At 71.4% G+C, this 22,516-nt stretch carries 20 protein-coding genes; 16 read left to right on the top strand and 4 right to left on the bottom strand.

Annotated features, from left to right (window positions below; genetic code table 11):
- Positions 1–4: 4 nt before the first annotated feature.
- Positions 5–991, bottom strand: coding sequence for an LLM class flavin-dependent oxidoreductase (locus ACIRO3_RS00545; protein ID WP_404131304.1), 987 nt, complete (start codon positions 989–991; stop codon positions 5–7).
- Between the two features lie 63 nt (positions 992–1,054).
- Positions 1,055–2,527 (bottom strand): cytosine permease, encoded by a 1,473-nt coding sequence (locus tag ACIRO3_RS00540; RefSeq protein WP_361771442.1) that lies wholly within the window; start codon positions 2,525–2,527, stop codon positions 1,055–1,057.
- Between the two features lie 197 nt (positions 2,528–2,724).
- Here ACIRO3_RS00540 and ftsY point away from each other — a divergent pair, with 197 nt between their 5' ends.
- Positions 2,725–3,939: a signal recognition particle-docking protein FtsY gene (gene ftsY / locus ACIRO3_RS00535; protein WP_361771443.1), complete on the top strand. Its 1,215-nt coding sequence runs from the start codon at positions 2,725–2,727 to the stop codon at positions 3,937–3,939.
- 89 nt (positions 3,940–4,028) lie between these two features.
- On the opposite strand, the gene ACIRO3_RS00530 is transcribed toward ftsY, so the two are convergent.
- Positions 4,029–4,697 carry a bifunctional DNA primase/polymerase gene (locus ACIRO3_RS00530; protein ID WP_404132280.1) on the bottom strand — a complete coding sequence of 223 codons (669 nt, stop codon included), beginning with the start codon at positions 4,695–4,697 and terminating at the stop codon, positions 4,029–4,031.
- Positions 4,698–5,106: 409 nt separating this feature from the next.
- On the opposite strand from ACIRO3_RS00530, the gene ACIRO3_RS00525 reads away from it, so the two are divergent.
- The 6 genes from ACIRO3_RS00525 (at position 5,107) to ftsH (ending at position 14,866) form a co-directional block, all read left to right on the top strand.
- Positions 5,107–6,600 (top strand): hypothetical protein, encoded by a 1,494-nt coding sequence (locus ACIRO3_RS00525; protein WP_404131302.1) that lies wholly within the window; start codon positions 5,107–5,109, stop codon positions 6,598–6,600.
- 293 nt (positions 6,601–6,893) lie between these two features.
- Positions 6,894–8,234 carry an ammonium transporter gene (locus ACIRO3_RS00520; protein WP_361771445.1) on the top strand — a complete coding sequence of 447 codons (1,341 nt, stop codon included), beginning with the start codon at positions 6,894–6,896 and terminating at the stop codon, positions 8,232–8,234.
- Entirely contained in the window at positions 8,231–8,569 is a 339-nt protein-coding gene (locus ACIRO3_RS00515) for a P-II family nitrogen regulator (protein ID WP_053675124.1), read from the top strand. The genes ACIRO3_RS00520 and ACIRO3_RS00515 overlap by 4 nt, the downstream gene beginning before the upstream one ends.
- A gap of 17 nt (positions 8,570–8,586) precedes the next feature.
- The gene (locus ACIRO3_RS00510; protein ID WP_404131299.1) at positions 8,587–11,013 is read left to right on the top strand and encodes a [protein-PII] uridylyltransferase; all 2,427 of its coding nucleotides are present in this window, start codon (positions 8,587–8,589) and stop codon (positions 11,011–11,013) included.
- A gap of 205 nt (positions 11,014–11,218) precedes the next feature.
- Complete coding sequence (ffh, locus tag ACIRO3_RS00505; RefSeq protein ID WP_361771447.1) at positions 11,219–12,793, top strand: signal recognition particle protein; 1,575 nt, start codon at positions 11,219–11,221, stop codon at positions 12,791–12,793.
- Between the two features lie 246 nt (positions 12,794–13,039).
- Positions 13,040–14,866, top strand: a complete 1,827-nt coding sequence (gene ftsH, locus ACIRO3_RS00500; RefSeq protein ID WP_361771551.1) for an ATP-dependent zinc metalloprotease FtsH — start codon at positions 13,040–13,042, stop codon at positions 14,864–14,866.
- A gap of 24 nt (positions 14,867–14,890) precedes the next feature.
- Here ftsH and ACIRO3_RS00495 read toward each other — a convergent pair whose 3' ends face one another.
- On the bottom strand, positions 14,891–15,568 hold the full coding sequence (locus ACIRO3_RS00495) for a methyltransferase type 11 (RefSeq protein WP_404131297.1): 678 nt from the start codon (positions 15,566–15,568) through the stop codon (positions 14,891–14,893).
- A gap of 132 nt (positions 15,569–15,700) precedes the next feature.
- Between ACIRO3_RS00495 and proS the strand changes: the two genes are divergently transcribed.
- The 9 genes from proS to lepB (ACIRO3_RS00450) all read left to right on the top strand — a co-directional run bounded on the left by proS (position 15,701) and on the right by lepB (ACIRO3_RS00450) (position 22,485).
- A complete protein-coding gene (proS, locus tag ACIRO3_RS00490) occupies positions 15,701–17,113 on the top strand; it encodes a proline--tRNA ligase (RefSeq protein WP_361771449.1) in 1,413 nt (470 codons plus the stop codon).
- A gap of 202 nt (positions 17,114–17,315) precedes the next feature.
- Entirely contained in the window at positions 17,316–17,915 is a 600-nt protein-coding gene (locus ACIRO3_RS00485) for a hypothetical protein (protein WP_053675136.1), read from the top strand.
- A gap of 260 nt (positions 17,916–18,175) precedes the next feature.
- Positions 18,176–18,616, top strand: coding sequence for a 30S ribosomal protein S16 (rpsP, locus tag ACIRO3_RS00480; RefSeq protein ID WP_053675137.1), 441 nt, complete (start codon positions 18,176–18,178; stop codon positions 18,614–18,616).
- Positions 18,617–18,618: 2 nt separating this feature from the next.
- Entirely contained in the window at positions 18,619–18,858 is a 240-nt protein-coding gene (locus tag ACIRO3_RS00475) for an RNA-binding protein (protein WP_030011889.1), read from the top strand.
- Between the two features lie 96 nt (positions 18,859–18,954).
- Positions 18,955–19,539, top strand: a complete 585-nt coding sequence (gene rimM / locus ACIRO3_RS00470) for a ribosome maturation factor RimM (RefSeq protein ID WP_361771450.1) — start codon at positions 18,955–18,957, stop codon at positions 19,537–19,539.
- The gene (trmD, locus tag ACIRO3_RS00465) at positions 19,539–20,360 is read left to right on the top strand and encodes a tRNA (guanosine(37)-N1)-methyltransferase TrmD (protein WP_366147756.1); all 822 of its coding nucleotides are present in this window, start codon (positions 19,539–19,541) and stop codon (positions 20,358–20,360) included. The genes rimM and trmD overlap by 1 nt, the downstream gene beginning before the upstream one ends.
- 133 nt (positions 20,361–20,493) lie before the next feature.
- Entirely contained in the window at positions 20,494–20,844 is a 351-nt protein-coding gene (rplS, locus tag ACIRO3_RS00460) for a 50S ribosomal protein L19 (RefSeq protein WP_053675143.1), read from the top strand.
- A gap of 44 nt (positions 20,845–20,888) precedes the next feature.
- Positions 20,889–21,599, top strand: a complete 711-nt coding sequence (gene lepB, locus ACIRO3_RS00455; RefSeq protein ID WP_404131293.1) for a signal peptidase I — start codon at positions 20,889–20,891, stop codon at positions 21,597–21,599.
- Positions 21,592–22,485, top strand: coding sequence for a signal peptidase I (gene lepB / locus ACIRO3_RS00450; protein ID WP_404131291.1), 894 nt, complete (start codon positions 21,592–21,594; stop codon positions 22,483–22,485). The genes lepB (ACIRO3_RS00455) and lepB (ACIRO3_RS00450) overlap by 8 nt, the downstream gene beginning before the upstream one ends.
- The last annotated feature ends 31 nt before the right edge of the window (positions 22,486–22,516 follow it).

Genomic DNA, 22,516 nt, shown 5'->3' with positions numbered 1-22,516 from the left:
CCGCTCAGTTCTTGAGCCGGGGCAGTACCTGTTCGCACAGCAACTGAAGGCTCCGCCACCCCTCGTCGACGGGCATCCCGCCGCACAGCGGGTGCAGCACCAGATTGCCCGCCTCGCCGGCGGCGCGGGCGTGGGCGACCGCCTCGTCCGGGGTGAGGATCCGGTACACGCCCTCCGCGCGCAGCTCGGACACCGAGTGTGCGGACGACCGCACGGCGCTGACGATGTCCTTGGACTGCCAGGACGCGTACATCCCCGCCTCGTGCAGGAAGTGCTCGCCGTACTCGGCCCAGGCCCGGTCGGGGTCCTCCGAAATGTGCAGGAGCGGCGTCTGCGCGGCGGGCATCATGCAGAAGCCCTCGGTGCCGTGCTCAGCGAGCCGCGCCTGGTAGTACGCCTCCAGCTCCGGCAGGTGGGCGCTCGGGAAGAAAGGCAGCCCCAGCCGGGCCGCGCGCCGCGCCGCCGCCCGCGAACTGCCACCGACCAGCAGCAGCGGGTGCGGTCGGGTGAAGGGTCGTGGGGTGACCCGTACGGTCCGGCCGCGGAAGGAGAAGGGCTCGCCGGTCCACGCCTTCAACAGGGTCTCCAACAGCTCGTCCTGGAGCCTGCCGCGCCGGCCCCACTCCACGCCGTGCTGCTCGTACTCCTCGGGCCGGTACCCGATGCCGGCGACGGTGACCAGCCGGCCGCCGCTCAGCAGGTCGAGCACGGCGATGTCCTCGGCCACCTTCAGGGGGTCGTGGAGCGGACCGATGATCGCGGAGACGGTGACCGCGATGCGGCGGGTGGCGCCGAAGACCGCGCCCGCGAAGAGGAAGGGCGAGGGCATCCAGTTGTTCCCGGTGCCGTGGTGTTCCTCGGTCTGGACGGTGTCGATCCCGCGGTCGTCCGCGTACTTCGCCATCTCCAGCGCGGCCTTGTACCGGGCGGAGAGGGTTTCCGGGGTGCCGTTCGGGTCGACGAGATTGAAGCGGGCCACGGTGACGGGCATGGAGAAGTCCCCCTTCGCCGGATGTGGGTGGGCGGGCGAAGGGGGACGTTAGCTGACGTGGCGTCAGTTGCCCAGGGTCCCGGCGGGCACCGGCTCCCCGGCCTCGACCGGAGCGGACCGCGGCGCCGCGGTACGGGGCAGGACGGCGTACAGCGCACCCGAGGTGAGGATGCCCGCGACCCAGCCCAGACCGTTCTGCCCGATCCAGGTCGAGGCGAGCGGGCCGCCGAACCAGTCCACCTTCGTGAACAGCAGGCCCACCACCAGGGCCACGCCCCAGGCCGTCATCGCCTGCCAGGCGAAACCGCCCTTGTACCAGTAGGCGCTGCCGGCCGTGGTGTCCAGCAGCGCGCGAGCGTCATAGGACGTGCGGCGCAGCATGTCCACGCCGAAGACGCCGATCCACGCGGAGAAGGCCACGGCCAGCAGCGTCAGGAAGGAGATGAAGGAGCCGAAGAAGCTGGTCGCGACGACCATCAGCAGGAACCCGAAGACCAGGCTGATGACCGCGTTGACGCTCACGGCCCAGGCGCGCGGGACCTTGATGCCGAGGGTCTGCGCCGTGAAGCCCGCCGAGTACATCGACATCGAGTTGATCAGCAGCATGCCGACCACCGCGATGAGCAGGTACGGGACCGCGATCCACGTCGGCAGCAGCTCGCCGATGAAGGAGACCGGGTCCTGCGCGGAGGCCAGGTCGGGAGTGCCGACGGCCATCACCGCGCCCATCAGCACCATGGGCAGGACCACGATCCCGGCGCCGCCGATCGTCGCGCCGACCATGGCCTTCGAGGACGCGGTCCGCGGCAGGTAGCGGGTGAAGTCCGGACCCGACGGGACCCAGCTGATGCCGCCGGCGGCGATCGTGCCGATGCCCGCGATCATCATGGCGGTGGATCCGGCGGGCTTGTCGAGGACGGCCGCCCAGTCGGTGTCGAACACCAGGTAGCCGAGGACGAGCACGCTGAACGCGCCGAACAGGTACGTCGACCACTTCGAGCACACGCGCAGCGCGTTGATGCCGAGTCCGGAGACCACGAAGGTGCAGCCCACGAAGAAGAGCAGGGTGACGACGATCAGCGGGGTGTTGCTCTTGATCCCGAAGACGAGGTCGAGGACGGTCAGCACGGCGTAGGCGCCGCTGACCGCGTTGATGGTCTCCCAGCCCCAGCGGGCCACCCAGATCAGCGCGCCGGGGAAGAGGTTGCCGCGCTGCCCGAAGACGGCCCGCGAGAGCGCCATGCCCGGAGCCCCGCCGCGCTTGCCGGCGATGGATATCACGCCGACGATCCCGTACGAGAGGACGGGCGCGGCGATCGCGACGACGAGCACCTGCCAGATGTTGAGCTTGTTGAAGATCACGAGCCCGGCGCCCATGGTCAACAGCAGCACGCTGATGTTGGCGGCGACCCACGTGGGGACGAGTTCGCGGACCCGGCCGCCACGCTCGGCGTCCGGTACGGGTTCCAGTCCGCGGGTCTCGACGGCCGTCTCGGGGGCGGTCTCCGTCGCACCGGCAGTGGGCTTGGCAGGCATGCACTACTCCGTGGGGATGTGGGGGGAGTGGTACATCATCGTAGTTTCGCCTCGAAAATCACAAATAGAGGACTAATGCCCGACGGGGAGCGCCGAAGGACGCGTCGGCGAGGCTCGCACCGCATCCGGCCACGCTCCGCGGCGCCGCCCGCGCGGGTCCGCCCGCGTCGCGCCCCGTGGCCGATACTGGTGGGGTTATGGACATCCTCATTCTCGCTGTAGTCATCGCCCTGGTCGCGGTCGGCGTGGTCAGCGGGCTCGTGGTCGGCAGCCGCAAGAAGAAGCAGCTGCCCCCCACGGCACCGCCCGGCCCGCCGACCATCACTGCCCCGCCCGCCGAACCGCAGGTGGGGGAGGACGCCGCCCCCACGGCGGAAGAGCCGCGCCGCACGATCGAGGAGGTGGCCCTCCCCGAGGCGGAGGCGGCCACCGATTCACCGGTCGCCGTCGAGGACCCCGTGGTCGCGGCACCCGAGATCGAGGTGCCCGAGCCCACCGCCGGCCGCCTGGTCCGGCTGCGCGCACGGCTCTCCCGCTCGCAGAACTCGCTCGGCAAGGGGCTGCTCACGCTGCTCTCCCGCGAGCACCTCGACGAGGACACCTGGGAGGAGATCGAAGAGACCCTCCTGATCGCCGACGTCGGCGTCGTGCCCACCCAGGAACTGGTGGACCGGCTCCGCGAGCGGGTCAAGGTGCTCGGCACCCGCACCCCCGCCGACCTGCGCACCCTCCTGAAGGAGGAGCTGCTGACCCTGGTCGGCACCGACTTCGACCGGGCCGTCAAGACCGAGAGCGGCGTCGATACCCCGGCCGTCGTGATGGTCGTCGGCGTCAACGGCACCGGCAAGACCACCACCACCGGCAAGCTGGCCCGCGTCCTCGTCGCCGACGGCCGCAGCGTCGTGCTCGGCGCGGCGGACACCTTCCGTGCCGCCGCCGCCGACCAGCTCCAGACCTGGGGGGACCGGGTCGGCGCCCGGACCGTGCGCGGCCCCGAGGGCGGCGACCCGGCGTCGATCGCCTACGACGCCGTCAAGGAAGGCATCGCCGAGGGCGCGGACGTCGTACTGATCGACACCGCCGGCCGGCTGCACACCAAGACCGGGCTCATGGACGAGCTCGGCAAGGTCAAGCGCGTCGTGGAGAAGCACGGTCCGCTGGACGAGGTCCTGCTCGTGCTGGACGCCACCACCGGCCAGAACGGCCTGACCCAGGCACGCGTCTTCGCCGAGGTCGTGGACATCACCGGCATCGTGCTGACCAAGCTCGACGGCACCGCCAAGGGCGGCATCGTCGTCGCCGTCCAGCGCGAGCTGGGTGTCCCGGTCAAGCTCATCGGACTCGGCGAGGGACCGGACGACCTGGCCCCCTTCGAGCCGGAGGCGTTCGTCGACGCCCTGATCGGCGACTGAGGGACCCGCCCCCCGGCCGCACCGTCGTACACGTGGCCGTGCCCCCGTCATCCGGTCGGATGCGGGGGCACGGCCACGTGTACGGGCCCTCAGCGACGGAGACGGTGGCAGATGTACGCGAGCGTCCCCAGCAGCAGCCGGGCCTGCGGCGGGCCGCCCACCGAGTCGAGCGCGGGCGGCCGCAGCCAGCCGGCCGGACCGAGCCCCGCGCGGTCCGAGGGCGGGGCCGTGAGGAAGGCGCCGCGGCCCAGGGCGCGCAGATCCAGATCGGCGTCGTCCCAACCCATCCGGTAGAGCAGCTGCGGCAGCTCGGCCGCGGCCCCGGGAGCCACGAAGAACTGGGCCCGATCGTCCGGGGTGACGGTGACCGGGCCCAGCGGGAGCCCCATCCGCTCCAGTCGGACCAGGGCGCGCCGCCCGGCCTCCGCGGACACCTCGATGACGTCGAAGGACCGACCGACGGGGAGCATGATCGCGGCGCCGGGGTACTCGCCCCAGATCTCGGTGACCTCGTCGAGGGTGGCGCCCGCCGGGACGGTGGGCGCGAAGTCCAGCGGATGCGCCCCGGGCGCACCGCAATTCGTATGACCGCAGGAGCATCCGGCGGCGGGTGCCGCCGCCCGGGCGCCCGGAACCGTCTCCCAGCCCCACAGGCCGGTGTACTCCGCCACCGTCGTGCACTCCGAGGTCCGGCCGCGGCGCCGAGCGCCGGAACGGAATTCCTTGGTGCCGCGGCTGCCGCCGATCGTGAAGCCCATGCCCATGCCCCCTCCAACGGGTCGAACGCGCCGGTGGTTACGACGTCGGCGAGACCTCCTGTCGGCCGGACCCGGGAGCCACTCCGGAAGGGGGTCGCCCGGCGCACTCGTCGCCGTGCGCGCCCCCAGTGCACTCCCGTCCAACCATTCCGTTTCGCCTGCCTGTCAAGTGAATCGCGCCTGGCCGGTGGCGAGTTCATTCGAAGGGGTGGCGAATGGTGGCGTTTCTGGAATCGACCTCGCGGTGGGGGTGATCGTAGGATTACTTTCGGTACACGAACCCGGAAGCAGACCCGGTTTGTGGGTATGCCGGAGGCAATGCGTGAAGGACCTGTGAAGGCCCCTGGTCGCGCCTGCGCTCCGAGCCAGGGTTTCGTGATGAGGATGCTGAACGGATGGGGGCGTTCCTGTGAGCGGCAACGGCGCAAGCGGAACGAACGAGTCGTCGTCGGAGGCTGCGGATCGCAATGAGCAGCTGACCTCCTGGTTCGTCCGCAGTGGCTGGTCCAAGGGCGAGCTGGCCCGCCAGGTCAACCGCCGGGCCCGCCAGATGGGCGCCCACCACATCAGCACCGACACCTCGCGCGTCCGGCGCTGGCTCGACGGCGAGCAACCCCGCGAACCCGTCCCGCGCATCCTCTCGGAGCTGTTCTCCGAGCGCTTCGGCGCCGTCGTCGCCATCGAGCAGCTCGGCCTGCGCACCGCCCACCAGACCCCCTCCGTATCCGGCGTGGACCTGCCCTGGGCCGGCCCGCAGACCGTGGAACTGCTCAGCGAGTTCTCCCGCAGCGACCTGATGCTGGCGCGCCGGGGCTTCCTCGGGACCTCGCTCGCGCTCTCCGCCGGCCCCGCCCTCATCGAGCCCATGCAGCGCTGGCTCGTCCCGGTCCCGGCTGCCGACCCCGGATCGCGCACCGAGGGCGGGTCGGCGGGCGGTCACCGACCGCCCAGGCTGTCCGAACCGGAACTGGACCTGCTCGAAGCGACCACCGTGATGTTCCGCCAGTGGGACGCCCAGTGCGGCGGCGGACTGCGCCGCAAGGCCGTCGTGGGCCAGCTGCACGAGGTCACCGACCTGCTCCAGGAGAACCACCCGGCGCCGATCATGAAGCGGCTCTTCAAGGTCGCGGCCGAGCTCGCCGAGCTCGCCGGCTGGATGAGCTACGACATCGGCCTGCACCCCACCGCGCAGAAGTACTTCGTCCTGGCCCTGCACGCCGCCAAGGAGGGCGGGGACAAGCCGCTCGGCTCGTACATCCTCTCCGGCATGAGCCGCCAGATGATCCACCTGGGACGCCCCGAGGACGCCCTGGAACTCATCCACCTGGCGCAGTACGGCAGCCGCGACTGCGCGGGCCCCCGGACCCAGGCCATGCTGTATGCGATGGAGGCCCGCGCCTACGCCAACATGGGCCAGCCCAGCCGCTGCAAGCGCGCCGTCCGGATGGCCGAGGACACCTTCTCCGACGTGGCCTTCGGCGGCGAGCCCGAGCCCGACTGGATCCGCTTCTTCTCCGAGGCCGAGCTGAACGGCGAGAACTCCCACTCGTACCGCGACCTGGCCTACGTCGCGGGCCGCAGTCCCACCTACGCCTCCCTCGCCGAACCCGTCATGGCCAGGGCCGTCGAACTGTTCGCCAAGGACGACGAACACCAGCGTTCGTACGCCCTGAACCTCGTCGGGATGGCCACCGTCCACCTGCTCCGGCGCGAGCCCGAGCAGGCGGCCGTCCTCGTCGACCAGGCCCTGGACGTGGCGCGAAAGGTGCGGTCCGAACGGGTCAACACCCGGCTCCGCAAGACCGTCGACCAGGCCGCGCGTGAGTACGGCGACGTCGCCGAGGTCGTCCGGCTGACGGATGTCCTCGCCGCCCGGCTCCCCGAGGCCGCGGAGGCCGTCTGACGGCCCTGACGGCCGTCCCCCAGGCACCGGCCGCGGCAGCGGACCCCGTGAAGCCCGATCAGGCTCCCCCAGCCAGGTCTCCCGGGTCACCGCCGCGGCCGGTTTCGCGCTTGCGCTCGTTCATGGAGGCGTAACACGCGCGACCTCTTCGTCATCGGCGTGAAACACCCAGCGGCGCCGCCGGAAACCGGCCTGCGCGAATCTCAGGGCCAATAACCGGCCGGCCCCTCAACGCGCCGCTCAGCTTTTCACGATCGCCCGCACGCGAACGTACCGACGACGAGGAGACGCCGATGGCATCAGCCATCACGACCCTCGCGGCAGACGCCCCGACGCTCTCTGCCGCGAACACCGGGTTCATGCTCATCTGCTCCGCCCTGGTCATGCTGATGACCCCGGGACTCGCCTTCTTCTACGGAGGCATGGTCCGCGTCAAGAGCAGTCTCAACATGCTGATGATGAGCTTCATCAGCCTCGGGATCGTCACGATCCTCTGGGTCCTCTACGGATTCAGCCTCGCCTTCGGCACCGACTCCGGATCGCTCATCGGCTGGTCCTCCGACTACGTCGGCCTCAGCGGCATCGGCATCACCGAGCTGTGGGACGGCTACACCATCCCGGTGTACGTCTTCGCCGTCTTCCAGCTGATGTTCGCCGTCATCACCCCCGCCCTGATCAGCGGCGCCCTCGCCGACCGCGTCAAGTTCAGCGCCTGGGCCCTGTTCTCCGCCCTGTGGGTCACCGTCGTCTACTTCCCCGTCGCCCACTGGGTGTGGGGCGCGGGCGGCTGGCTCTTCGAACTCGGCGTCATCGACTTCGCGGGCGGCACCGCCGTCCACATCAACGCCGGCGCCGCGGCCCTCGGCGTCATCCTGGTCATCGGCAAGCGCGTCGGCTTCAAGAGGGACCCGATGCGCCCGCACAGCCTCCCCCTCGTGATGCTCGGCGCCGGCCTCCTGTGGTTCGGCTGGTTCGGCTTCAACGCGGGCTCCTGGCTCGGCAACGACGACGGCGTCGGCGCGGTCATGTTCGTCAACACGCAGGTCGCCACCGCCGCCGCCATGCTCGCCTGGCTCGCCTACGAGAAACTGCGCCACGGCTCCTTCACCACCCTCGGCGCCGCCTCCGGCGCCGTCGCGGGCCTCGTCGCCATCACCCCGTCCGGCGGCGCCGTCTCCCCGCTCGGCGCGATCGCCGTCGGAGCCATCGCCGGTGTGCTGTGCGCCATGGCCGTGGGCCTGAAGTACAAGTTCGGCTACGACGACTCCCTCGACGTGGTCGGCGTCCACCTCGTCGGTGGCATCGTCGGCTCCCTGCTCGTCGGATTCTTCGCCACCGGAGGCGTCCAGTCCGACGTGGCCGGCCTCTTCTACGGCGGCGGCCTGGAGCAGCTCGGCAAGCAGGCCATCGGCGTCTTCTCCGTCCTGGCCTACTCTCTGGTGGCGTCCGCGATCCTCGCCTTCCTCCTCGACAAGACGATCGGAATGCGGGTCACCGAGGACGTCGAGGTCTCCGGCATCGACCAGGTCGAGCACGCCGAGACCGCATACGACTTCAGCGGAGCCGGCGGCGGTGCCTCCTCGCGCGGAACCGCCAACCCCGCCCCCGCCGCGACCAAGAAGGTTGACGCATGAAGCTGATCACCGCGATCGTCAAGCCGCACCGGCTCGACGAGATCAAGGAAGCCCTCCAGCGCTTCGGCGTACAGGGACTCACGGTCTCCGAGGCCAGCGGATACGGCCGCCAGCGCGGCCACACGGAGGTCTACCGCGGCGCCGAGTACACCGTGGACCTCGTACCGAAGATCCGCATCGAGGTGGTCGTCGAGGACGACGCGGCCGACGACGTCATGAATGTGCTCGTCACCGCCGCCCACACAGGCAAGATCGGTGACGGCAAGGTGTGGAGCGTCCCCGTGGACTCGATCATCCGGGTCCGCACCGGCGAGCGCGGCGCTGACGCGCTCTAGGCGACGGGAGACCCTGGGTGACGAGTGTGGACGAGACCACGACCGATCCGGCCGACTCGGGACCCAGCGGTTACGCCGCAGCCCGGCTGCGACTCCTCCGGGAGGAGTCGCGGTCCGGGCCCTCCCGGCGTTCCGCCCTGGCCGCACTGACCGACGACTGGCTGCGGACCCTCTTCGCCCGGGCCGTGCGGGAGACCGGCGTACGAGGCGCCTCGCTGGTCGCCGTCGGCGGCTACGGGCGCGCCGAACTCTCCCCGCGCAGCGACCTCGACCTGCTGCTCCTGCACGACGGCAAGGCCGACGCCCGCGCGCTGAGCGCGCTGGCCGACCGCCTCTGGTACCCCGTGTGGGACCTCGGCGTGGCCCTGGACCACTCCGTACGGACCCCGGGCGAGGCCCGCAAGACCGCCGCCGAGGACCTCAAGGTCCACCTCGGACTCCTCGACGCCCGCCCCGTCGCCGGAGACGCCGGACTCCTCGCCGGCCTGCGCACCTCCGTCCTGGCCGACTGGCGCAACCAGGCCGTCAAACGGCTCCCGCAACTGCACACCCTGTGCCGCGAGCGCGCGGACCGGGCCGGCGAGCTGCGCTTCCTGCTCGAACCCGACCTCAAGGAGGCCCGCGGCGGCCTGCGCGACATCACCGCGCTGCGGGCCGTCGCCGCGTCCTGGCTCGCCGACGCCCCCCGCGAGGGACTCGCCGAGGCCCGACGCAAACTGCTCGACACGCGCGACGCCCTGCACCTGGTGACGGGCCGGGCCACCGACCGGCTCTCCCTCCAGGAACAGGACCAGGTCGCCGAACGGCTCGGACTGCTCGACGCCGACGCCCTGCTGCGCGAGGTGTACGAGGCCGCGCGCGTCGTCGCCTACGCCGGGGACGTCACCTGGCGGGAGGTCGGGCGCGTGCTGCGCGCCCGCTCCGCCCGCCCCCGCCTGCGCGGGCTGCTCGGCGGCCGCGGCCCGGCCGAGTCGGCGCGCGCCCCGCTGGCCGAAGGGGTCGTGGAGTCCGACGGCGAGGCCGTCCTGGCGCTGGCCGCGCGCCCCGAAAGGGACCCGGTGCTCGCGCTGCGGCTCGGCGCGGCCGCAGCGCAGGCCGGTCTGCCCGTCTCCCCGCACTCCGTGCGTCGGCTCGCGGCGCAGGCGAAACCCCTGCCCGTGCCCTGGCCCGCCGAGGCCCGGGAACAGCTCCTGACGCTGCTCGGGGCGGGGGAGCCCACGGTCGGCGTGTGGGAAGCCCTCGAAGCGGAAGGCCTGATCACGCGGCTGCTGCCCGACTGGGAACGGGTCCGGTGCCGGCCGCAGCGCAACCCCGTGCACACCTGGACGGTCGACCGGCACCTGGTCGAGACCGCCGTCCGCGCCTCCGAGATGACCCGCCGCGTGAGCCGCCCCGACCTGTTGCTGATGGCCGCGCTGCTGCACGACATCGGCAAGGGGTGGCCCGGCGACCACTCCGTCGCCGGCGAGACCATCGCCCGCGACGTGGCCGGCCGCGTGGGCTTCGACGCGCGGGACACCGCCGTCCTCGGCGTCCTCGTGCGCAACCACCTGCTGCTGATCGACACCGCGACCCGACGCGACCTCGACGACCCCGCCACCGTGCGCTCCGTCGCGGAAGCCGTCGGCACCACCGGCACCCTGGAACTGCTGCACGCGCTCACCGAGGCCGACGCCCTCGCCACCGGCCCGGCGGCCTGGAGCGCCTGGCGCGGCTCCCTCGTGGCCGACCTCGTCGCCCGCGTCGCGGCCGTCCTGCACGGCGCGCCGCCCGCCGCCACCGAACCGGAGATCGCCTCCACGGAAGCGGAACGCCTCGCGGTGGAGGCGCTGCGCACCGGGGAACCCGCGCTGGCGCTGCACGCCCGCCAGGAGGAGGACGCCGTCGGCGTGGAACTCGTCGTCGCCGTCCCCGACCAGCCGGGGGTCCTCCCCGCGGCGGCCGGCGTGCTGGCCCTGCACCGGCTGACCGTACGGGCCGCCGACCTGCGCTCCCTGGAGCTGCCGGACCGGTTGGGCGAGGTACTGGTGCTGCGCTGGCGGGTCGCCGCCGAGTACGGGGCCCTCCCCGAGTCGGCACGGCTGCGGACCGACCTGATCCGGGCGCTGGACGGCTCCCTGGACGTGCCGGCGAAACTGGCCGAGCGCGAGTCGGCGTACCCCCGGCGGCGCGGAGTGGTCCCGCCCCCGCCCCGGGTCACCGTGGTCCCGGACGTCTCCTCGCTGGCCACGGTCCTGGAGGTGCGCGCACCCGACGCGGTCGGCCTGTTGCACCGGATCGGGCGGGCGCTGGAGGCCGCGGGGGTCCGCGTCCGCAGCGCCCACGTCTCCACGCTCGGCGCCAACGCGGTGGACTCCCTGTACCTGGTCGACGCGGACGGCAAACCCCTGCCGCCGGCCCCGGCGGCCGCGCTGGCCGCCCAGGTGGAGGTCGCGCTGCGCTGACACTCCGCGCCGGTACCCTCGCCCGAGCCCGCCGCGGGCCCCGGCGGGGGTCCCGCGCCGATGCCGATCCGGCGCATCGCGCCTGCTCCCCGCACGTGCGGCGGCGGGCCCCCGACCGCTTGGGACGGCCGGGGGCACATCCGTCCCGCGGCCCGATACCCTGGGGGGCGACCACACGCCCCCGACCTGAGGAATCGCGACCACCGTGTTCGATACGCTTTCCGACCGCCTTGCCTCGACTTTCAAGTCCCTCAGGGGCAAAGGTCGCCTCTCCGAGCAGGACATCGACGCTGCGGCGCGGGAAATCCGTATCGCCCTCCTCGAGGCCGACGTCGCCCTCCCGGTCGTCCGCTCCTTCATCGCGAACGTCAAGGAGCGCGCCCGCGGCGAAGAGGTCTCCAAGGCCCTGAACCCGGGCCAGCAGGTCCTCAAGATCGTCAACGACGAGCTGGTCTCCATCCTCGGTGGCGAGACCCGGCGGCTGCGCTTCGCCAAGACCGCCCCCACCGTGATCATGCTCGCCGGTCTCCAGGGCGCCGGTAAGACCACCCTCGCCGGAAAGCTCGGCCTCTGGCTGAAGGGGCAGGGCCACGCCCCGCTCCTCGTGGCCTGTGACCTCCAGCGCCCCAACGCCGTCAACCAGCTCTCCGTGGTGGCCGAGCGCGCGGGTGTCGCCGTCTACGCGCCGCAGCCCGGCAACGGTGTCGGTGACCCGGTCCAGGTCGCCAAGGACTCGATCGAGTACGCCCGTACCAAGCAGTACGACGTGGTCGTCGTCGACACCGCCGGTCGCCTCGGCATCGACCAGGAGCTGATGCGGCAGGCCGCGGACATCCGCGACGCCGTCAGCCCCGACGAGATCCTCTTCGTCGTCGACGCCATGATCGGCCAGGACGCGGTCAACACCGCGGAGGCCTTCCGCGACGGCGTCGGCTTCGACGGCGTCGTGCTCTCCAAGCTCGACGGCGACGCCCGAGGCGGTGCCGCGCTGTCCATCGCGCACGTCACCGGCAAGCAGATCATGTTCGCCTCGAACGGCGAGAAGCTCGACGAGTTCGACGCCTTCCACCCCGACCGCATGGCGGGCCGGATCCTCGACATGGGTGACATGCTCACCCTCATCGAGCAGGCCGAGAAGACGTTCAGCCAGGCCGAGGCCGAGAAGATGGCGGCCAAGCTGGCGAAGGGGCCGAAGGAATTCACGCTCGACGACTTCCTGGCCCAGATGGAGCAGGTCCGCAAGATGGGCTCCATCTCCAAGCTCCTCGGCATGCTGCCGGGCATGGGGCAGATCAAGGACCAGATCAACAACATCGACGAGCGCGACGTGGACCGCATGGCGGCGATCATCAAGTCGATGACCCCGGCCGAGCGCCAGGACCCGCACCTCATCAACGGCTCGCGCCGCGCCCGCATCGCCAAGGGCTCCGGCGCCGAGGTCAGCGCCGTCAAGTCGCTGGTCGAGCGCTTCTTCGAGGCCCGCAAGATGATGTCCCGCATGGCCCAGGGCGGCGGGATGCCCGGCATGCCCGGCATCCCCGGGATGGGTGGCGGCCCCGGCCGACAGAAGAAGCAGGTCAAGCAGGCCAAGGGCAAGCGCAAGAGCGGCAACCCGATGAAGCGCAAGGAAGAGGAGGCCGCGGCCGCGGCCCGGCGCGAGCAGGGTCCGCAGGCGGGCGAGCCGGCCGCCGCCGGCAACCCGTTCGGCCTGCCGGCCGGCGGTGCCCAGCCCGGCCAGGACTTCGACCTGCCGGACGAGTTCAAGAAGTTCATGAAGTGACCGCCTGAGGTCACCGCAGGACGCGTACGAGGAGGGCCCCGGCCGGGGATGCGGCCGGGGCCCTCCCGCGTACACGGCCCCCGGCCGTCAGGGCGCAATGATCAGGTATGTCGCTTATCGTCGGGCGGGAGGACGGCAGAAGGAGGCCCCGTGCCCAGCCCCACCCCCGTACCGCCGCGCGACCGGGCCGACACCCCCTGGCGCTCCGAGGGCGCCCCGCCCACCCCGCCGCCGCCGAAGAGGGGGATGCCCGGCGGCTGGCGCGGGCTGATCCTCACCGCGCTGATCCTCTTCCTGCTGACCAACCTCGTGCTGTCGTTCTTCAACGAGGGCGACGAGCCGACCATCTCGTACACGGAGTTCAGCAAGCAGGTCGCCGACGGCAACGTCTCGAAGATCTACTCCAAGGGCGACGCCATCCAGGGGCAGCTGAAGAACAAGCAGCCCGCCCCCGACGGCGACGGCGACTACACGAAGTTCGTCACCCAGCGGCCCGCCTTCGCCGACGACCAGCTGTGGTCGAACCTCACCACCAAGGGCGTCACCGTCACCGCCTCCCCGGTCGTCGAACAGCGCAGCTTCCTCGCCAACCTGCTGATCTCCCTCGCGCCCATCCTCCTGCTCGTCGTCCTGTGGATGTTCATCGCCCGCCGAATGGGCTCGGCCATGGGCGGCATGGGCGGGCTCGGCCGCAAGGCCCCGCCCAAGCCCGTGGAACTGGAGACCGGGGCCAAACGCACCACCTTCGAGGACGTGGCCGGCATCGACGAGGTCGAGGGCGAACTGAACGACGTCGTCGACTTCCTGAAGAACCCGCAGGAGTACCGCAAGCTGGGCGCCCGCATGCCCGGCGGGGTCCTCCTCGCCGGGCTCCCCGGCACCGGCAAGACCCTGCTGGCCCGCGCCGTCGCCGGCGAGGCCGGCGTGCCCTTCTTCTCCGCCTCCGCGTCCGAGTTCATCGAGATGATCGTCGGCGTCGGCGCCTCCCGGGTACGGGAACTCTTCTCCGAGGCCCGCAAGGTGGCCCCCGCGATCATCTTCATCGACGAGATCGACACCATCGGCCGGGCGCGGGGCGGCGGCGCGGCCATGGGCGGCCACGACGAGCGCGAACAGACCCTCAACCAGATCCTCACCGAGATGGACGGCTTCTCCGGCTCGGAGGGGGTCGTCGTCCTCGCCGCCACCAACCGCGCCGACGTACTCGACCCCGCCCTGACCCGTCCCGGCCGGTTCGACCGCACGGTCGTCGTGTCCCCGCCCGACAAGGCCGGCCGCGAGGCGATCCTGCGCATCCACACCCGCGACATCCCGCTCGCTCCGGGCGTCGACCTCGCCCAAGTGGCCCGCACCACCCCGGGCATGACGGGCGCCGAACTTGCCAACCTGGCCAACGAGGCGGCCCTGCTCGCGGTCAAGCGCCGCCAGGACACGGTCACCCAGGCCGACCTCTCCGACGCCCTGGAGAAGGTCCAACTCGGCGCCGAACGCCCCCTGGTCATGCCCGACGAGGAACGCCGCCGCACGGCCTACCACGAGAGCGGCCACGCCCTGCTGGGCATGCTCCAGCCGGGCGCCGACCCCGTTCGGAAGATCACCATCGTGCCGCGCGGCCGGGCCCTCGGCGTCACCCTCTCGACCCCGGACGCCGACCGGTACGCCTACACGGAGGAGTACCTGCGGGGCCGCGTCATCGGCGCGCTCGGCGGCATGGCCGCCGAGCACGTGGTGTACGCGGTCGTCACCACGGGCGCCGAGAACGACCTGGAACAGGTCACCAACATCGTCCGGGGCATGGTCGGCCGCTGGGGCATGAGCGAGCGGATCGGCCGGCTCACCGTGATCCCGTCGGACGCGCAGAGCCCGTACGGCCTCCTCGCGGCGCCCGCCACCCTCGACGCCGTCGACCACGAGATGCGCCGGATCGTCGACGAGTGCTACGAGGACGCCTGCCGGCTGCTGCGCGAGAACCGCGACAAGCTGGACGCGCTCGCCGAGGCACTGCTGGCGAACGAGACCCTGGACGAGCCCGCCGCCTACGCCGCGGCGGGCATCGCGCGCCTCCTCAAGTAGCCGGGACACACGCCCCGGCTGCCGTTACGCCATCCGGGCGACCACGTACCGGAAGATGTTCGGCAACCAGACCGAACCGTCACCGCGTTCGTACGGGTGGAGCGCCTCGGCCAGCTCCTTCTCGACCTGGGCCGCGTCCGCGTGCTCGTACATCCCGGTCGACAACAGCCCGCGCACCGCGCTGTCCACGTCCGCGTACCCGAACGGGCAGAACACCCGCCCCGACCCGTCCGGCACCAGCCCGGCCGACACCACCATCGCGTCCAGGTCCCGCGGCGCGGGTCCACCGCCGAGCACCGCCGGCACCGTGCACCGTTCCGCCGGACCCCAGTCGGCCAGCACCACCGCACCGCCCCGCCGGACCGCGGGCAGGGCCGCCACCAGGTCCCGCGGGCGGGGCGTGAAGGCCAGCACGACGTCGTACGGACGCGCCGGCGACGCCGGGGGAGCGGCGACCACCTCCAGCAGCCGCTCACGGGCCAGCGCCCGGCGAGCCGGATCCGCCTCCACGCCCGTGGCCAGGGCTCCCCGCCCCGCGGCCAACAGCAGGGCCAGCCCGGCCCCGCAGTCGAGGCCCAGCAGCCGGTCGCCCGGCCCGACCTCCAGCCGTTCGTAGACGGCTTCGTACAGCGGTACCAGCATCCGTTCCTGGATCTCCGCCCAGTCCCGGGCGACGAGCGTCGCCGTCGGCGTCGGTGTCATCGAAAGAGCGCTCCTGATTCCTTTGTCGCCCCCTGGCCCCCGTTGCCAGGGAACTCCCCATTCGCCCCCGCGTCCAGAGGAACGAGCCACCCGATTCACGCATCGCGTGCCCGGCGCCGTACCATTCGCGCCATGGCAAAGGCACCCGTTCTCACCCCCCAGGCGGAGGATTTCCCCCGCTGGTACCAGGATCTGATCAACAAGGCCGAGCTGGCCGACAACGGTCCGGTACGCGGCACCATGGTCATCCGACCGTACGGCTACGGGCTGTGGGAGCGGATGCAGCAGGAGATGGACGCGCGCATCAAGGACGCGGGCGCCCAGAACGCGTACTTCCCGCTGTTCATCCCGCAGTCCTACCTGACCCGGGAAGCCGAGCACGTGGAGGGCTTCGCCCCCGAGCTCGCGGTCGTCACGCACGGCGGTGGCAAGGAACTCGACGAGCCGGTCGTCGTCCGCCCCACCTCCGAGACGATCATCAACGACTACTTCTCGAAGTGGGTCCAGAGCTACCGCGACCTGCCCCTGCTGATCAACCAGTGGGCCAACGTGGTCCGCTGGGAGATGCGTCCGCGCGTGTTCCTCCGTACGAGCGAGTTCCTCTGGCAGGAGGGCCACACCGCCCACGCCACCTACGAGGACGCCCGCGAGTACGCGGCCCGCATCCACACGGACGTCTACGGCGACTTCATGACGAACGTGCTCGGCATCGACGTCGTGCTCGGCCGCAAGACCGCCAAGGAGCGCTTCGCCGGCGCCATCAACACCCTCACCCTCGAGGGCATGATGGGCGACGGCAAGGCCCTCCAGCTGGGCACCAGCCACGAGCTGGGCACCAACTTCGCCAAGGCCTTCAACACGCAGTACCTGTCGAAGGAAGGCAAGCAGGAGCTGGTCTGGCAGACCTCGTGGGGCGTCTCGACCCGCATGGTCGGCGGCCTGATCATGTCGCACGGCGACGACAACGGCCTGCGCGTCCCGCCGCGCCTCGCGCACGTCCAGGTCGTCGTCATGGCGATCAAGGGCGACGAGGCCGTGACCAAGGTCCGCGAGCTGGGCGCCCAGCTGAAGGCCGCCGGCATCCGCGTACAGGTCGACGACCGCGTCGACACCCCCTTCGGCCGCCGCGCCGTCGACTGGGAGCTCAAGGGCGTACCGGTCCGCATCGAGATCGGCCCCCGCGACCTGGAGGCCGGCACCGCGATGCTGGCCCGCCGGATCCCCGGCGGCAAGGAGGCCGTGCAGATCTCCGCGCTGCTCGACCTGCTGCCCAAGGTGCTGGAGGAGGACCAGGCGCAGCTGCTGCGCGAGTCCCGCGAGCGCCGCGAGGCCCGCACCAGCGACGTCGCGACCATCGAGGAGGCCGCCGAGGCCGCCATCGCCGGTGGCTGGGCGCGCATCCCGTGGGCCGACCTCGGTCCCGAGGGCGAGGCCAAGCTGGCCGAACAGGCCGTCTCCGTACGCTGCCTGATCGCCCCCGACGGGTCGGTTCCGCAGGCGGATGACGCCCCGGGCACCCTCGCGATCGTCGCGCGCTCGTACTGATCCACCGACCCGCCCCCGGGCGCGCGGCCCCGTGCCGCGCACCGGGGGCGGCCGTCGTTGGGCCGCGTTACGTACCGACTCATCCGGGGATATGCGCACCCGTCCTCGTCAGGACGCATGAGACTGAACTGACTGGTACGTGCAAAAAATTTGGAATGGCCCGGAATCGGAACACCGGGGCACCCCGGCTCGTTGTCACGACGTGAGCACGACACCACCTGTTCTCGCCGCAGAGCTGGCGCAGGCGTGGGCCGATATTCAGCGGTACCACCCCGAGCTGCCTGACCTTGCCGCGCCCGAGTCCCTGATCGGAGAGTCCTCGTCCGCCTGCGGCGCCGAGCTCTCCTTCGAGCGACTGCTGCACGAGGCAGTCCACGGCATCGCAGCCGCCCGTGGAGTCCGCGACACCTCGCGGGCCGGCCGCTACCACAACCGCAGATTCCTCGCGATCGCCGAGGAGATGGGACTGGACCACTCCGAGGAACCGCACGCCAGCAGCGGCTTCTCCCTGGTCTCGCTCAACCCCGAGGCGAAGCGGCGCTACCGCCCGACCATCGAGCGGCTGCACCGCGCGCTGAAGGCGCACACGGTCGCCACCGCCGCCGACACCAAGCGCAGCTTCCGAGGGCCCGCCGCCCGCCACGGTTCGTCCGGTGGCGGTGTACGGGTCAAGGCGGTCTGCGACTGCGGCCGGAACGTGCGGGTCGTCCCGTCCGTGCTGGCCCAGGCGCCCATCGTCTGTGGGGGCTGCATGAAACCGTTCCGGATTCCCGAGGTGGCCGTCTCGGCCGCCGCCTCCTGAGGCCCTCGACCAAGGCCCGTACGGGCCTTGTGCGCCCTCCGCCCGGTGGCGGCGGCACGACGGCGCGCGTCCGCGCGCCGTCGATCACCGCTCCCCGAGAGGAAGCGCCACGGGCATGTGGCACAATGGCTAGCTGTACTCGACAGTCGCATAGGACCCCTCTCTCCTCCGGCTGACGCGTCCATCGGGCACCCGAGTACCGCAACCCCACGTGGCATCTCATGTGCCCAACCACGTCAAGTTCAGGAGACACCACTCCAGTGGCAGTCAAGATCAAGCTCAAGCGCCTCGGCAAGATTCGCCAGCCGCACTACCGCATCGTCGTCGCCGACTCGCGCACCCGCCGCGATGGTCGCGCGATCGAAGAGATCGGTCTGTACCACCCGACGTACAACCCGTCGCGCATCGAGGTCAACGCCGAGCGTGCGCAGTACTGGCTCTCGGTCGGCGCCCAGCCCACCGAGGCCGTGCTCGCCATCCTGAAGCTGACCGGTGACTGGCAGGCGCACAAGGGCCTCCCGGCCCCCGCGCCGCTGCTGCAGCCGGAGACCAAGGAGAGCAAGCGCCGCACGTTCGACGAGTTCGCCAAGGCCCTCGAGGGCATCGGCGAGACCAAGGGCGAGGCCATCACGCAGAAGGCTAAGAAGGCCGACAAGAAGGCGGACGAGGCTGAGGCCACCGCCGAGTCGACCGAGGCCTGAGCATGCTCGAGGAGGCTCTTGAGCACCTCGTGAAGGGCATTGTGGACAACCCCGACGAAGTGCAGGTCGCCTCGCGCAACCTGCGTCGCGGGCAGGTGCTGGAAGTCCGGGTCCACCCGGACGACCTGGGCAAGGTGATCGGTCGCAACGGCCGCACCGCACGTGCTCTGCGTACCGTCGTGGGCGCCATCGGCGGCCGGGGGATCCGCGTCGACCTCGTCGACGTGGACCAGGTCCGCTGAGACCGGGTCCGTTCGAAGCGTGAATCACCGGCACGGGCCGGGGAGGGCATACGTGCCCGCCCCGGCCCGTCGTCGTATGAACAGGAGAGACACACAGTGCAGCTGGTAGTCGCGCGGATCGGCCGCGCCCACGGGATCAAGGGTGAGGTCACCGTCGAGGTACGGACCGACGAGCCGGAACTGCGGCTCGGACCCGGCGCCGTGCTCCACACCGAACCGGCGTCCGCAGGTCCGCTGACCATCGAGACGGGCCGGGTGCACAGCGGCAGGCTGCTGCTGCGCTTCGCCGGGGTGAAGGACCGCACGGGCGCCGAGGCGCTGCGGAACACCCTGCTCATCGCGGACGTGGACCCGACGGAGCTGCCCGAGGAGCCCGACGAGTACTACGACCACCAGCTGATGGACCTGGACGTGGTGCTTGAGGACGGCACCGAGATCGGTCGGATCACCGAGATCTCCCACCTGCTCTCGCAGGACCTGTTCATCGTCGAACGGCCGGACGGCACCGAGGTGATGATCCCCTTCGTCGAGGAGATCGTCGCCGAGATCGACCTGGAAGAGCAGCGCTGTGTCATCACCCCGCCGCCCGGGCTGATCGACGACCGCGCGGAGATCGCCTCCTCCCGCGACGACGAGGACGACGAGGACGACGAAGCCGCGGCTCCCGGGGCAGACGCCTGATGCGTCTCGACGTCGTCACGATCTTCCCCGAGTACCTGGAGCCGTTGAACGTCTCCCTCGTCGGCAAGGCCCGCGCCCGCGGACAGCTCGACGTACACGTGCACGACCTGCGGGACTGGACGTACGACCGCCACAACACGGTCGACGACACCCCCTACGGCGGCGGCCCCGGCATGGTCATGAAGACCGACCCGTGGGGCGAGGCCCTGGACACGGCGCTCGCCGACGGCTACGAGGCCGGCGCGCACGGCCCCGTCATCGTCGTCCCCACGCCCAGCGGCCGGCCCTTCACCCAGGAACTCGCCGTCGAGCTCTCCGAACGACCCTGGCTGATCTTCACCCCGGCCCGGTACGAGGGCATCGACCGCCGTGTCATGGACGAGTACGCCACGCGCCTGCCGGTGTACGAGGTCTCCATCGGCGACTACGTCCTGGCGGGCGGCGAGGCGGCCGTCCTGGTCGTCACCGAGGCCGTGGCGCGGCTGCTGCCCGGAGTCCTCGGCAACGCCGAGTCGCACCGCGACGACTCCTTCGCCCCCGGCGAGATGGCCAACCTGCTGGAAGGGCCCGTCTACACCAAGCCCCCGCAGTGGCGCGGCCGGGGCATCCCGGACGTGTTGCTGAGCGGCCACCACGGGAAGATCGCGCGTTGGCGCCGCGACGAGGCCTTCCGTCGCACCGCCGCGAACCGTCCCGACCTGATCGAGCGCTGCGAGGCCTCCGCGTTCGACAAGAAGGACCGGGAGATGCTCGGCGCGCTCGGCTGGAAGCCCACCGCCGACGGCCGATTTTGGCTCAGGCCGCAGGCCGTGGAAGAATAGGCGGCTGCTGTGTGCTCGCGGGCGCCCCTGCCACAGGGGGATCGTCGTCCGCCGGGTGACGCGGCTCCCGAATTCTCTCCGGAAACCCGCTTCGGCGACCTGTGGCGCCGTGCGAAGAAAGCAGACGAAGCACATGTCTCACCTGCTCGATGGCGTCAACGCCGCCTCGATCCGCTCCGACGTCCCGGCCTTCCGTCCCGGTGACACGATCAACGTGCACGTCCGCGTGATCGAGGGCAACCGCTCCCGTATCCAGCAGTTCAAGGGTGTCGTCATCCGCCGTCAGGGCGCCGGCGTCTCCGAGACCTTCACCGTTCGCAAGGTCTCCTTCAGCGTCGGTGTCGAGCGCACCTTCCCGGTGAACTCCCCGATCTTCGAGAAGATCGAGGTCGTCACCCGCGGTGACGTGCGTCGCGCCAAGCTGTACTTCCTCCGTGAGCTCCGCGGCAAGGCCGCGAAGATCAAGGAGAAGCGCGACCGCTGATCTCATCTCCGGGTCCAGGGGCCGGCCGGATAGGCTCGCACCCGATGGACACCGAAGCAGAGCTCACACGACGCGGCCACTCCTCCCCCGACCAGGGGGAGGGGCGGCCGCGTTTCGCGTTCTCGTGGAGGCGGGTCGCACTGCTCGGTGTGATCTGCGCCGTCTTCGTGCTGCTCCTCGGCAACTTCGTCCTCCAGCCCTTCCTGATCCCCAGCCGGTCGATGGAACCGACGTTCCGCGTCGGTGACCGGGTCCTGGTCAACAAGCTCGCCTACCGGTTCGGCGACCGGCCGCGGCGCGGGGACCTCGTCGTCTTCGACGGCAGGGGCTCCTTCGTACCGGAGGGAACCGGATCCGGTTCGGTGGGCGAGAGCCTGCGCGGCGCGGTGTCCGCACTGGGCATCGGCGACCCGTCCGAGACCGACTTCGTGAAGCGGGTCGTCGGCGTCGGCGGCGACGACGTGGTCTGTTGTGACGCGGGCGGCCGGATCCGGGTCAACGGCACCACGCTCGACGAGCCCTACCTGTTCCCGGGGGACACCGCCTCGAAGGTGCCCTTCCGGATCGTCGTACCCCTTGGGACCCTTTGGGTCATGGGTGATCATCGCTCCCAGTCCCGGGACTCCCGGGACCACCTGGGGGAGCCGGGCGGGGGGATGGTGCCGGTGGAGAAGGTGATCGGGCGGGCCGACTGGATCGGCTGGCCGCTCTCGCGATGGGGCGCCGCCGGGCCCGCGGGTGGCGGACATGGGTAACCGGCGACGACGCGGACGCGGCCGCAGAGAGCCCGAGCACTGGGTGGAGGCGCCGTCGAGGCCCGCCCCGGTACGAGGGCCGACGCCGACGCCGGCGCGGGAGCCCGACGGCGGCAGCCGCGCCGAACGCCGCAGACTGGCACGCCGCGTCAAGCGCCGCAGACGCACCCGACGGGTCGGCGAGGTGCCGCTGCTGGTCGTCGTCGCCCTGTGCATCGCGCTGCTCCTCAAGACCTTCCTCGTACAGGCCTTCTTCATCCCCTCGGGCTCGATGGAGCAGACGATCCGGATCGGCGACCGCGTCCTGGTCGACAAGCTGACCCCCTGGTTCGGCTCCAAGGTCGAACGGGGCGACGTCGTCGTCTTCAAGGATCCCGGGGGCTGGCTCAAGGGAGAGGCCACCCGGCCGCCCAGGGACCCGGTCGTGGTCAAGCAGGTCAAGGAGGTCCTGACCTTCATCGGACTGCTGCCCTCGGCGGATGAACAGGACCTGATCAAGCGGGTCATCGGCGTCGGCGGGGACACCGTCACCTGCTGCGACACCAAGGGGCGGATCACCGTCAACGGCGCGCCCCTCGACGAGCCGTACGTGAACCCGGGCAACGCCCCCTCGGAGATCCGCTTCACGGTCCGGGTGCCGGAGGGCCGGCTGTTCGTGATGGGCGACCACCGCGCGAACTCCGCCGATTCCCGGTTCCACCTCGACGAGGGCTTCGAGGGCACCATCGACGAGGAGGGCGTCGTAGGGGAAGCCGTGGTGATCGCCTGGCCGTACGACCACTGGCGCAGGTTGGAGCAGCCGGCCACCTTCCTCACGGTCCCCGATCAGGCACGACGCGGGCGGCGCGGGCCTCGTGGGCGTCGTGGGGGCACGCCGGTCGCATAGTGTGTCCTCGGTCTCCCGAGCCTTAGGGAAC

Origin of the sequence: Streptomyces sp. NPDC102278 (assembly GCF_044766345.1) — a bacterium.
GTDB lineage: Bacteria > Actinomycetota > Actinomycetes > Streptomycetales > Streptomycetaceae > Streptomyces.
Note: the sequence above shows the minus strand (reverse complement) of the source record. Positions and strands in the feature narration are given on the sequence as shown.

Excerpts from the sequence above, each read along its gene's own strand:
- ACIRO3_RS00545 (WP_404131304.1), bottom strand. The coding sequence starts at position 991 with ATGCCCGTCACCGTGGCCCGCTTCAATCTCGTCGACCCGAACGGCACC.
- ACIRO3_RS00540 (WP_361771442.1), bottom strand. The coding sequence starts at position 2,527 with ATGCCTGCCAAGCCCACTGCCGGTGCGACGGAGACCGCCCCCGAGACG.
- ftsY (WP_361771443.1), top strand. The coding sequence starts at position 2,725 with ATGGACATCCTCATTCTCGCTGTAGTCATCGCCCTGGTCGCGGTCGGC.
- ACIRO3_RS00530 (WP_404132280.1), bottom strand. The coding sequence starts at position 4,697 with ATGGGCTTCACGATCGGCGGCAGCCGCGGCACCAAGGAATTCCGTTCC.
- ACIRO3_RS00520 (WP_361771445.1), top strand. The coding sequence starts at position 6,894 with ATGGCATCAGCCATCACGACCCTCGCGGCAGACGCCCCGACGCTCTCT.
- ACIRO3_RS00515 (WP_053675124.1), top strand. The coding sequence starts at position 8,231 with ATGAAGCTGATCACCGCGATCGTCAAGCCGCACCGGCTCGACGAGATC.
- ftsH (WP_361771551.1), top strand. The coding sequence starts at position 13,040 with ATGCCCGGCGGCTGGCGCGGGCTGATCCTCACCGCGCTGATCCTCTTC.
- ACIRO3_RS00495 (WP_404131297.1), bottom strand. The coding sequence starts at position 15,568 with ATGACACCGACGCCGACGGCGACGCTCGTCGCCCGGGACTGGGCGGAG.
- proS (WP_361771449.1), top strand. The coding sequence starts at position 15,701 with ATGGCAAAGGCACCCGTTCTCACCCCCCAGGCGGAGGATTTCCCCCGC.
- ACIRO3_RS00475 (WP_030011889.1), top strand. The coding sequence starts at position 18,619 with ATGCTCGAGGAGGCTCTTGAGCACCTCGTGAAGGGCATTGTGGACAAC.
- trmD (WP_366147756.1), top strand. The coding sequence starts at position 19,539 with ATGCGTCTCGACGTCGTCACGATCTTCCCCGAGTACCTGGAGCCGTTG.
- rplS (WP_053675143.1), top strand. The coding sequence starts at position 20,494 with ATGTCTCACCTGCTCGATGGCGTCAACGCCGCCTCGATCCGCTCCGAC.
- lepB (WP_404131293.1), top strand. The coding sequence starts at position 20,889 with ATGGACACCGAAGCAGAGCTCACACGACGCGGCCACTCCTCCCCCGAC.
- lepB (WP_404131291.1), top strand. The coding sequence starts at position 21,592 with ATGGGTAACCGGCGACGACGCGGACGCGGCCGCAGAGAGCCCGAGCAC.